Source organism: Micropruina sp. (genome assembly GCF_047602085.1).
In the GTDB taxonomy this organism is placed as follows: domain Bacteria; phylum Actinomycetota; class Actinomycetes; order Propionibacteriales; family Propionibacteriaceae; genus Micropruina.
In genome coordinates, this window is record NZ_JASGID010000005.1 from 334,387 (window position 1) to 344,539 (window position 10,153).

Annotated in this window: 11 protein-coding genes; 3 read left to right on the forward strand and 8 right to left on the reverse strand. The window is 69.5% G+C overall.

All coding sequences use genetic code 11. From position 1 onward, the window contains the following. Positions 1 to 99 precede the first annotated feature (99 nt). The 4 genes from malQ to QM721_RS10555 all read right to left on the reverse strand — a co-directional run bounded on the left by malQ (position 100) and on the right by QM721_RS10555 (position 5,662). Entirely contained in the window at positions 100 to 2,274 is a 2,175-nt protein-coding gene (gene malQ / locus QM721_RS10540) for a 4-alpha-glucanotransferase (RefSeq protein ID WP_415121685.1), read from the reverse strand. A gap of 432 nt (positions 2,275 to 2,706) precedes the next feature. Further along, complete coding sequence (locus tag QM721_RS10545; RefSeq protein ID WP_415121687.1) at positions 2,707 to 3,201, reverse strand: MarR family winged helix-turn-helix transcriptional regulator; 495 nt, start codon at positions 3,199 to 3,201, stop codon at positions 2,707 to 2,709. Between the two features lie 7 nt (positions 3,202 to 3,208). Next, entirely contained in the window at positions 3,209 to 4,564 is a 1,356-nt protein-coding gene (locus QM721_RS10550) for an MFS transporter (RefSeq protein WP_415121689.1), read from the reverse strand. Between the two features lie 57 nt (positions 4,565 to 4,621). Beyond that, positions 4,622 to 5,662 (reverse strand): anthranilate synthase component I family protein, encoded by a 1,041-nt coding sequence (locus QM721_RS10555; RefSeq protein ID WP_415121691.1) that lies wholly within the window; start codon positions 5,660 to 5,662, stop codon positions 4,622 to 4,624. A gap of 107 nt (positions 5,663 to 5,769) precedes the next feature. Between QM721_RS10555 and QM721_RS10560 the strand changes: the two genes are divergently transcribed. Together QM721_RS10560 and QM721_RS10565 are read left to right on the forward strand one after the other, a co-directional pair. After that, positions 5,770 to 6,030, forward strand: a complete 261-nt coding sequence (locus tag QM721_RS10560; protein ID WP_415121693.1) for a DUF3039 domain-containing protein — start codon at positions 5,770 to 5,772, stop codon at positions 6,028 to 6,030. A 1-nt stretch (position 6,031) separates the two neighbouring features. Further along, a complete protein-coding gene (locus QM721_RS10565; RefSeq protein WP_415121695.1) occupies positions 6,032 to 6,526 on the forward strand; it encodes a SixA phosphatase family protein in 495 nt (164 codons plus the stop codon). A gap of 165 nt (positions 6,527 to 6,691) precedes the next feature. Here the strand turns inward: QM721_RS10565 and QM721_RS10570 are convergent, their stop codons facing one another. From QM721_RS10570 to QM721_RS10585, 4 genes are read right to left on the reverse strand one after another with little or no spacing between them, the layout of a single operon-like run. After that, complete coding sequence (locus QM721_RS10570) at positions 6,692 to 7,702, reverse strand: SIS domain-containing protein (protein WP_415121697.1); 1,011 nt, start codon at positions 7,700 to 7,702, stop codon at positions 6,692 to 6,694. 5 nt (positions 7,703 to 7,707) lie between these two features. Then, positions 7,708 to 7,893, reverse strand: a complete 186-nt coding sequence (locus tag QM721_RS10575) for a Trm112 family protein (RefSeq protein ID WP_415121699.1) — start codon at positions 7,891 to 7,893, stop codon at positions 7,708 to 7,710. Then, the gene (manB, locus tag QM721_RS10580; RefSeq protein ID WP_415121701.1) at positions 7,886 to 9,247 is read right to left on the reverse strand and encodes a phosphomannomutase/phosphoglucomutase; all 1,362 of its coding nucleotides are present in this window, start codon (positions 9,245 to 9,247) and stop codon (positions 7,886 to 7,888) included. Before manB ends, QM721_RS10575 begins: the two co-directional genes overlap by 8 nt. A 24-nt stretch (positions 9,248 to 9,271) precedes the next feature. Next, positions 9,272 to 9,616 carry a DUF3499 domain-containing protein gene (locus tag QM721_RS10585; protein ID WP_415121703.1) on the reverse strand — a complete coding sequence of 115 codons (345 nt, stop codon included), beginning with the start codon at positions 9,614 to 9,616 and terminating at the stop codon, positions 9,272 to 9,274. A gap of 37 nt (positions 9,617 to 9,653) precedes the next feature. Between QM721_RS10585 and QM721_RS10590 the strand changes: the two genes are divergently transcribed. After that, entirely contained in the window at positions 9,654 to 10,100 is a 447-nt protein-coding gene (locus tag QM721_RS10590) for a metallopeptidase family protein (protein WP_415121704.1), read from the forward strand. Positions 10,101 to 10,153: the final 53 nt, after the last annotated feature.

Consider the following 10,153-nt stretch of genomic DNA (forward strand, 5'->3'; position numbering starts at 1 on the left):
CCGAGGTCGCGACAAGCTCGACCAACCAATGGCCAACGCCGGTTGAGCTGGCGGAACCCCTTGCCACAGCCGTATAGCCGAGGTCGCGACGGGCTCCGGTCAGTCGTGGCCGATGATGAACTCCGAGGTCGACCGGTGGGCGGTGGGCGGCACTACGAAGCCGTTCATCACCGCCGACAGGCGCAGCGCACGTTCGGAGTGGAACACGTCTTCGAGACTCATCGGTTCGCCGTCCGGCCCCGACAGCGGCACCCGCCAGTTGGGGTACTCGTTGGTGGTGCCCGGCTGGTTCTGGGTGCGGTGGTCGCCGACCGCGTCGGTGAGTGCCGCGCACAGCATGCGGGCCGGGGTGGCCAGCAGGAATTTGTGCATGGCCAGCACCACGTCCTCGATGCTGGGATCGTCACCGGTCAGCAGGCCGCGCTCACGTAGCACGCCCAGCCACTCGTCGACCTCGCGGGCGGCGTTGGCCAGTTCGACCTCGAGGTCTTCGGTGAGCAGGCCCAACTGGTGCTGCAGCCGGACGTGCGCCGCGTTGAGGTAGCCGGCGGTCGGCGGCAGGTCATGGGTGGTGACCGAGGCCATGCAGTAGTCGCGCCACGACTCCGGCGGCAAAATCCGGCCGTTGCCGTCGCGCTCGAACCAGGCAATGGACGTGCCCAGAATGCCCCGGTCGCGCAGGTACACCCGTACCCACGGCTCGACCACACCGAGATCCTCGCCCACCACGACGGCACCGGCCCGCTGGGCTTCGAGCACCAGGATGCCGACCATCGCCTCGTGGTTGTAGCGCACGTACGTGCCCTTGGTGGGGCCCATGCCCCGGGGCACCCACCAGAGTCGGAACAGCCCCATGATGTGGTCGACCCGGATGCCCCCGGAGTGCCGCAGAATGCCGGCCACCATATTGCGGAACGGCGCGTAGCTCAGATCAGCCAGCCGGTCGGGCCGCCAGGGCGCCTGCCCCCAGTCCTGACCGGTCTGGTTGAAATGGTCCGGCGGCGCCCCCACTGACACGCCGCGGGCGAAGGTGTCGCCGAGCATCCACGCCTCGGCGCTCTGGTCGCTCACCCCCACCGCCAGGTCGTTCATGATGCCCACCCGCATGCCGGCCGCCTTGGCCGTGGACTGCGCCGCCCGCAGTTGCTCGTCGGCCACCCACTGCAACCACGAGAAGAAGACGATCTCGCCCACATGCTCGGCGGCGAACGCCGTGACCTCGGGCGAGCTCGGACGCCGCAACTCGACCGGCCACTCCCGCCAGTTCATGCCATGCTCGTTGACCAGTGCGCACCAGGTGGCGAACTGGCTCAGCGGACGTCCTTCTTTGCGGACGAAGTCGTTCAGGCTCATCAGCCGGGTGGGCTTGAGGCCGGCGTCGAAGATCACCCGCAGCGCCGCCAGCTTCGCCTGCCACACCTCGTCGCGCTTGAGCTCGTCGACACCGGCCAGCTTCTTGTGCAGCTTGGAGTGCAGGTGGGCGACCCGGGCCCGTTGCCGTTCGTCGAGCGCGGCGTACTCGCTGATCGCCTCGGGCCTGATGTAGATCGGGTTGACGTAGCGCCGCGAGGTGGGCAGGTACGGCGAGGGCTCCAGCGGAGTCATCGGCTGTGCGGCGTGCAGCGGGTTGACCAGCACGTACGAGGCGAATTGCTGGGTGGCCGACCAGGTGGCCAGATCGGCCAGATCCTGCAGGTCGCCGATGCCCCACGAGTCGGCCGAACGCACGCTGTACAACTGGGTGGCGTACCCCCAGACCCGTTTCTCGCCCATGCCGGGCGGAAACCCCAGAAAGTGGGGCGTGACGATCAGGGAGGCCTCGGCCGTCCACTCGGCGGTGCGGCAGCCCAACCGGTGATAGCCGGGCGGCAGGTCACCGGGCACTTCGAAGGTGGCCTCGCCGATCAGCCGTCCGTCGATCTCGCGGGGCGGTTCGTCGTTGGTCAGTTGACGCAGGTCACGACCACCGCCGTCCTCGAGACGCACCCAGACGTTCACCCAGGCACCGTCTGGCACATGCACCCGCACCGACTGCGGCGCGCCGTGCTGCATCACCGTGCAGGCCGGGAGGGCTCGTCGCCACGGACGCAGCCGGAGTTCGCGCACCGCCTCGGCCGCACTCTGCTCGGTGCCAGCGTCGATCTCCATGGCCGCGAGCACGGCGATCACGGTCTCGTCCGAGATCTCGGTGAGCCGGCCCTTCCAGTCCCAGAACTCAGTGGCGATGCCGAACTCGGCGGCCAGTTCGGCGAGATGCGGGTTCGACAGTGCCATTGGCGGCGATTCCTTGCGGTCGTTCGGACGGCAACACCCTAGTGGTGTGTCACTGGGGAACCGCGGATCGACGCAGGCGCGGGCACGCGTGCCGGAAGAAATCCATCACGTGCAGATCTTTGCCAGCTCGACCAACTCGACCGCCCGTCCGCTCGGCACGCCAAGGGCACGCCCCCCGCCGCCGTCGACGTAGCTGCAATGCGGTGGTTCAGGGAAGCACCCATCCTCGCCGGTCGAGCCTGTCGAGACCTCAGACGCCCCACCACGCCAAAATGCAACGCCCATCCTCGCCGGTCGAGCCTGTCGAGACCTCAGACGCCCCCACCACGGCAAGAAGACTTCGACACGCTCGACCAACGAGGAGAAAAGAGGCCTCGACACGCTCGACCAACGAGGAGAAAAGAGGCCTCGACACGCTCGACCAACGGTGGATCAGTCGTCCGGCGACTCGAAGTCGGCCAGTAGCGTGCGCAGGGCGTCCGCCAGGTCGTGCCGGGTTCCGGGATCCAGTCGCTCCAGCACGGCCCGCTCGAACCCGACCAGGTCGTCAAGGGCGGCCCCGACCGACGCGGCGCCGTCGGGAGTGAGTCGCACCAGCACGCCGCGCCGGTCGTCGGGGTTGGTGCCGCGTTGCACCAGGCCGCGGGCATTGAGCCGGTCGATTCGGTTGGTCATGGTGCCGCTGGAAGACAGGGTCTGGTGGATCAGTTCCCCCGGCGACAGCTCGTAGGGCGGGCCCTCGCGTCGCAGTGCGGCCAGCACGTCGAACTCCCACACTTCGAGGTCGTGCGCGGCGAAGCAACGCTTGCGGGCCAGGTCGAGGTGCCGAGCCAGCCGGCTCACCCGCGACAGCACGGCCAGCGGCTCGGTGTCGAGGCCCGGCGACTCGATCCGCCACGCCGCGATGATGCGATCGACTTCGTCCATGACCGGGCTAGCCGTCGACCACGCCGCTCGGCACCGGGCCGATGCGGTAGGCCATCAGCACCGAGACCAGGCCCACCAGCACCATCATCACCATCAGGCCGCCGAAGGTGAACGGCAGTGCTGCGGTCTCGTGAAAATGGGCGAACCAGGCGCCGGCCAGACCGGTGAACAGGCTGCTGCCCAGCGACTCCCCCACCTGCAGCGAGGAGGTATTACGGCCCAGCTCATCGTCGTCGGACAGTTGCATCACCGCCAGCGAGGTGCTGGGGTTCTGCAAGCCCATGCCGAACCCGGCGATCACCCACGCGATCACCACCAACCCCAGCCACGAATCGGGAAGCCAGGCGGCCACTGCCAGCACGGCGACGCCCAGGGTGATGCCACCGACGCCGACGATGATCATCTGGTCCCGGCCCCAGGGCACCCAGTCCTGCGACTGCAGCAGAGCGCCGGCCATCCAGCCGACAGCGCCGATGGTCAGGATCACCCCGGTGAACACGGGGTCGAGGCCGCGGGCCTCGACCAGCATCAGGGTGAGAAACGACTGGGCGCCGAAGAACGCGCCGGCGCTGAACAGCCGGGCCCCGACCACTCCCGAGATGCCCTTGCCGGTCCAGTCGATGGTCTTGGGCATCAGCGGCGGCAGGCCGAACACGATGGCGGCCAGGCCGACCCCGGCCCACAGCGCCGACCACGGGTCGAGCCGCTGGCCCGCCCACTGGATCAACGCCAGCCCGGCGGCCACTGCCGCGGCCAGCAGCATCAGCCGCTTCTTCGGCTCGTGCGGCTCTTCGGGTGACAGTTCGATGCCGCGTAGCGGGCGCAGCACCAGCACCCCGCCCACCGCCATCACCGGCAGCACCGACCAGAACACGAAATGCCACGAACTGACCTGCACGATCCAGCCGGCCAGCGGCGGACCGACGAATGCCGGCACCATCCAGCAGGCCGAGAACCACATCATCAATCGGGCCCGCTCGGCCTCATCGTAGGCCCGCGCGATCAGCACCATCACCGCCACGTTCATGGTGCCGGCGCCGAGCCCCTGGGTGAACCTGGCGAGCAGCAGCACCCACATGGTGGAGGCCATGGCGGCGAGCGCCAGGCCCACGGCGAAGATGCCGAAGCCCCAGATCATCGGCTGCACCGGCCCATGCTTGTCACTGAACTGGCCCGACGCCACGATGCTGAACGTCATCGCGATGACGAAGGCGGTGAAGGTCCACGCGTAGAGGGCCACGTTGCCGAGCTCACGCGCAGCGGCCGGCATAGCGGTCAGCACGGCATAGCTCTCGAACGAGATCGCCATCACGCACAGCATCAAGCCGATCGTGAGCCATCGGCGATCGGCCTTGTCGCTCACTGATCCACCTTTCCCCCGACGCTCGTCGCAGCCCCTGCGCGCCGCGTGCTGGTGAGTCTACGACGCGCCGATTGCAGCGCTTCCCGAACGCGCCGGGCCACACCCCGACGGGGACACCACCCGCAGCAGATTCGCCGCCTTGAGTTGGGTCTCGGCCCATTCACCGTCCGGATCGGAGTCCCAGGTGATGCCGCCGCCGGTACCCAGGTGCAGCGCGCCGTCGGAGGCCCAGAAGGTACGGATCGCCACGTTCAGCTCACCCGTCCGGGCGTCGGCGTCCACCCAGCCGACCCCACCGCAGTAGACGCCCCGCGGCACCGGCTCGAGTTCGGCGATCAGCCGCAGTGCGGCCCGCTTGGGCGCCCCGGTCACCGAGCCGGGCGGAAAAGTGGCCTCGATCAGCTCGGACCAGCCCAGGCCGGGGCGCAGCCGTCCGGTCACGGTCGAGACCAGATGGTGCAGCCCCGGGTGTGCTTCCACCGCCAGCAATTGCGGCACACCCACCGTTCCGGGCCGGCAGACCCGGCCCAAATCGTTGCGCACCAGGTCGACGATCATCACGTTCTCGGCAGCATCCTTGGGCAGAAAGCCGTCCGGAGTGGCGGCGGTGCCCTTGATCGGCGAGGACCGCACCAGGTCGCCGGTTCGGGCCACGAACAGTTCCGGCGAGGCCGATGCGATCCGCACCCCGTGGGCCGGCAGCTCGACCACGGCGCTGAACGGTGCCGGATTGCCCCTGGCCAGTGCGGCACCCAGCGCCCCCATCATGGCCCCGGACGGCAGTGGCGCCGACAGCCGCCGGGTCAGATTCACCTGGTACAGGCCGCCCTGGGCGATCACCGCCCTGATCTGCTGCACCCCGGCGATGAACTCCGCCTCGGTCAGCGATGACATCCAGACGTCGCGGGGCGGGCCCTGCCAAGGCGCGCCCGGCCAGGGTTCGGCGGGTCGCACGTGATCGAAACGGGCGCAGGTGGGCGCACCCTCGAAGGGCAGCACCACCGTCCAGTAGCCGGCGGAGTCGAGCGCGGTGAGGTCGGTTGTGACGTCTCGCAGGCCGGTCGCCAGCCGTCCGCCAACCACCGCGTACGCGTCCACCCCGCCATCTCACCATGCCGCCGGCGCCGAGGCAGATTCGACGGCCAGGGTGCTGCGCCGCGGATGCCCGCTGCACCGGACCGGGACGCGGCCACTAGAGTACGGACATGACCGAGCTGGCCCCCGGTGCACAGACCATCACCGACGTACGCAGCGACCTTCGCCTCGACGAGGGCGACCACGAGCGGTTCAGCCACTACGTGCCCAAGAACAAGCTCACCGAAGCCATGGTGATGGGCACTCCCGTGGTGGCGCTGTGCGGCAAGGTCTGGGTGCCCAGCCGCAACCCCGACAAATTCCCGGTCTGCCCCGAATGCAAAGAGATCTGGCTGTCCATGCGCCCCGGCGGCGATGACAGCGAGTCGTGAGGTGACCCACACCCTGATCGTCATGCGCCATGCCAAGTCGTCGTGGAGCACGGCAGAACCCGACCATCGGCGCCCGCTGAACGGTCGTGGCGAGAAGGACGCCGTCGTGGCCGGCGGCATTCTGGCCGGCTACGTCCTCGATGTGGTGCTGTCGTCATCGTCCACCCGCACCCGGCAGACCTGGCAGGGGGCTGTCGCCGGCGGCGCGCGCTGCGCCGACGTCGCGTTCACCGACGAGTTGTACGGCGCCTGGGCGGGCTCGGTCATCGGCCTGGTACGTGAGCTGCCGGAATCGGTGGGCACGACGCTGGTGCTCAGCCACGAACCCACGGTCAGCACGCTGCTGCACGGGCTGGCCGAGCCGTCCGAGTTGGCGGACGAGGCGGCCGACCACTTTCCCACCTGCGCGATGGCGTTTCTGGACTTCGACGGGCCCTGGACGGGGCTGGGGTCGGGTGGGGCGAGGCTGGTGCGGTTCGAGATTCCGCGCGGCTAGCCGGACGGAACCGTCCCCTGAACCAAACGGAACCGTCCCCTGAACCAAGAGACGCGGTGCGGCCCAAGGAAGCGCCGATCGACGCAACCCACCGCTGGTTGAGCTTGTCGAAACCCATTGCCGGAGCGGAATATCCAGGGTCTCGACACGCTCGACCAACGCGAATCAGAGCTTCCCCAACCCGATCTGCAGGTAGGCGGCCCCGAACCGGCCGGTGAGCAGCACCGTGGCGTACCGCTCCATCATCGAGTCCTCGCGGTGGGTCAGCCGGGTGACCCTGATGTCGGCGGCGTCGGCACTGCGCAGCAACCGCAGCCGGGCCTCGGCCGAGGCCGCGTCGTCCAGGCCGTCGTCGACCAGCACCAGACCCGGCCGGCGTTCCTGACCGCCCTCTTCGAACGGGTCGGCGAACGGATCGCGGGGCGACACCTGCTGCACCAGTCCGACCAGATCGGTCGCATCGGCCGATAGCCCGACACGCCCGGACGCCTGCCGCAGCGCCTCGACGATCCGTCGGCTGGCTCGGGCCGACAGCACCGAACCGCCCCAGACCAAGGGGGTGGCGTCGGCCAGATCGAGGGCCATCGCCTTGGCCGGGTTGACCGATACGTCGGTGCGCGCCGCACAGCTCTCGGCCACCGCGTCCATCGCGGCGGCGATCGCGTCGGGGTTGGTGAACGGGCCCAGCCCCAGCCGGTGCAGGGCGGCCAGCCCCACGACCGCGGCGGCCAGCGGGTCGCCGGTACTGACCGGCAACACTGTGGTGGAGCGCGATGCGCCCTGCACCGCGAGCGGCGAGTCGGGCGGGCAGATCACCACCAGCCGGCTGCCCCGCCGCACCGCCTCGTGCGCCACGGCGAGACTCTCGGGCCCGCGGCGTCCGATCAGCAGCACGATGTCGAGCGGCCCCACCCAGCCTGGCAGCCCCAGGGCCGGCCAGGCGACGAAGGGCACCGGGCAGACTGGTTCGAGCACGGCTCGCAGCAGCCTGGCCTCCGGGCCGTAAGCGATCACGGCCCGCGGCCGGTCGGAGTCGTCGAGGGCGGCCAGCGGTGCCTCGGCGATGGCCGCCTCGCGCCGCACCCGGGCACCCGAACTGGCCAGGTGCATCAACAGCGGAGCGGCGGCGGCCAGGACGTCTGGGTTTTCGAGCCGCGAGTCGTCGAAATCGAGCATTGGGGTCAGCCCCGCGCCGGACGGCGGGCCTCGTCGATCAGCAGAATCGGGATGCCGCCCTTCAGCGGGTAGGCGAGGCCGCAGTCGGCCCCGGTACAGACCAGTTCGGATGCCTCGTAGTCCCAGGTGAACGCACTGTGGCAGGCCGGGCAGACCAGCAATTCGAGCACGTCATGGGTCAGGTCAGGCATCGGATCCTCCTCGAATCAGCGCCAAGGCTTCGTCTCGTAGCGACGCCATCTGTTGCTCGGTGCGGGCTTCGATGTTCAGTCGCAGCAACGGTTCGGTGTTGGACGCCCGGACGTTCACCCACCAGTCGCCGGTCTCGATGGTCAGGCCGTCGGTGCGACTCTGCTCGCCGCGCCCGGAGAACGCTGTCGCTACCCGATCGAGGGCGGCAGGCACGTCGGCGACGGTGGAGTTGAGTTCCCCCGAGCCGGCGTAGCGGGGCAGTTCGGCCACCAGCTCCGACACCGCTCCCGCGCTTCGGGCGAGCAGGGCCAGCATGTGCAGCGCGGCCAGCATGCCGGTGTCGGCTCCCCAGAAATCACGAAAGTAGTAGTGCGCCGAGTGCTCGCCGCCGAAGATCGCGTCGTGCTGGGCCATCAAGGCCTTGACCGAGGTGTGGCCCACCTTCGAGATCACCACGCGGCCGCCGTCCGCTGCGACCACCTGGTTCACCGCGCGCGAGGTGATGGTGTTGATCACGATGGTGCCGCCGGGTTCGCGGGCCAGCTCCTGCCGTGCGATCAGGGCGGTGACCAGTGACGGGCTGACCACCTCACCGCGCTCGTCGATGATGAAGCACCGGTCGGCATCACCGTCGAAGACCAGCCCGATATCGGCACCGCATTCACGCACCGCGGCCTGTGCGTCGACCAGGTTCTCGGGCTCGAGCGGATTCGGTGGATGGTTGGGAAAACTACCGTCGAGTTCGGTGAACAGGCCGAACAGTTCGAGGTTCAGCGGGCCCAGGACGGCCGGGGCCGTGTGGCCGGCCATGCCGTTGCCGGCGTCGTAGACAACCCTGAGCCGGCGCGACCCGCCCAGCGGTACCAATGCGTGCAGGTGGGCGGCATAGTCGAGCAACACGTCCTGTTCGCGGCGGGTGCCCGGCCCTGCCGCCGGTGGCAGTGGGGCACCGAGGGCGATGCGTTTGATCTCGGTCAGTTGAGCGGGCTCGATGGGGGCCGCGTCGGCCAGGCAGAATTTGACGCCGTTGTAGTCGGCGGGGTTGTGCGAGGCGGTCAGTTGCACGCCCGGCAGCCGAAAATGGCCCGAGGCGAACCACAACTGGTCGGTGCTGGACAAGCCGATGTCGATGACGTTTGCGCCTTGCGCGGTGGCCCCGGCCATGAATGCCCCGGCGAGTTCGGGACCCGTGCTGCGCATATCGCGACCGAGCACGAAGCTCTGCCCGGCCAGGCCCAGCACATGCACGTAGGCGGCCCCGATGGCGTGGGCCCCGGCGGCGTCCCACTCCGGGTTGTCGCCCGTGACCAGACCGCGAATGTCGTTGGCCTTGAAGATCGAGGGTGTAAGCACGTCCGCAGCCTAGTGGAGGACGATTCAACTGTCGGCGACGACGCCCAGATGCCCCTTGCGACGACTCACCGCCGGTTCGGGACGCACCTCGGCCTCACCACCCAGCCCCGCCACCCGGACGGCCTGGGCCAGCGCCAGCAGGTCATCACCGGACGGGCCGGCCTCGTCATCAGAGGCGGGCAACCGGATCACCTCCCAGCCCCGGGGTGCCGACAGGCTGGCGCTGTGCACTGCGCACAGATCGTACGAGCCGGGCTCGGCGCGCAGACCCAGCGGGCCCAGCACGGCGGTGGAGTCGGCGTAGGCGTAGGTGAGGGTGGCGACGGCGCGCGCCGAACACCCAGTTCGCGAACACGACCGTGACCTCACCGGCGTGACATTACCCGCACGCACTAGCCTTGGCGGTATGGCACACCGCAGGGAACGACACGGTCGCGGACTGCGTGGGCCGTTGGCGCTGCCCAACCCGCTCACCGGCAACCCGGTGCCACTGCGCAGTCGTCCGCAACGCTCGGAGTACTTCACCTCGTGCGTCAGCGGTGCGGTGGCGCGGGTGTCGGCCGCCTGCCCGCGGGCCCTGGTGGCCATCGACGTCGGCGTCGAGGACGTGCCGGTGGTCGCCGGGCCGTGGAGCCGCGACCGGGTGCCGCTGGCGGCGGCCATCGGCCCCGAGCCGCCGCAGCACGGCCAGGTGGTGCTGTACCGACGTCCGCTGGAACACCGGGCCCGCACCCGCAAGGGACTGCGGATTCTGGTGTTTCGCACGCTCGTGGAGCAGTTGCACGCGCTGACCGAGATTCCGCTGGAGGAACTCGACCCCGAGGGCTGGGCCACCGACGACGACTGGGATTAGAAAAATGCTGCCTTCCGCCGGTCGAGCCTGTCGAAACCTCGGCGACACGCCGC

Bases quoted from the DNA above. Each gene is read 5' to 3' on its own strand.
- malQ (WP_415121685.1), bottom strand. From the start codon at position 2,274: ATGGCACTGTCGAACCCGCATCTCGCCGAACTGGCCGCCGAGTTCGGC.
- QM721_RS10545 (WP_415121687.1), bottom strand. From the start codon at position 3,201: ATGGACGAAGTCGATCGCATCATCGCGGCGTGGCGGATCGAGTCGCCG.
- QM721_RS10560 (WP_415121693.1), top strand. From the start codon at position 5,770: ATGACCGAGCTGGCCCCCGGTGCACAGACCATCACCGACGTACGCAGC.
- QM721_RS10570 (WP_415121697.1), bottom strand. From the start codon at position 7,702: ATGCTCGATTTCGACGACTCGCGGCTCGAAAACCCAGACGTCCTGGCC.
- QM721_RS10575 (WP_415121699.1), bottom strand. From the start codon at position 7,893: ATGCCTGACCTGACCCATGACGTGCTCGAATTGCTGGTCTGCCCGGCC.
- QM721_RS10590 (WP_415121704.1), top strand. From the start codon at position 9,654: ATGGCACACCGCAGGGAACGACACGGTCGCGGACTGCGTGGGCCGTTG.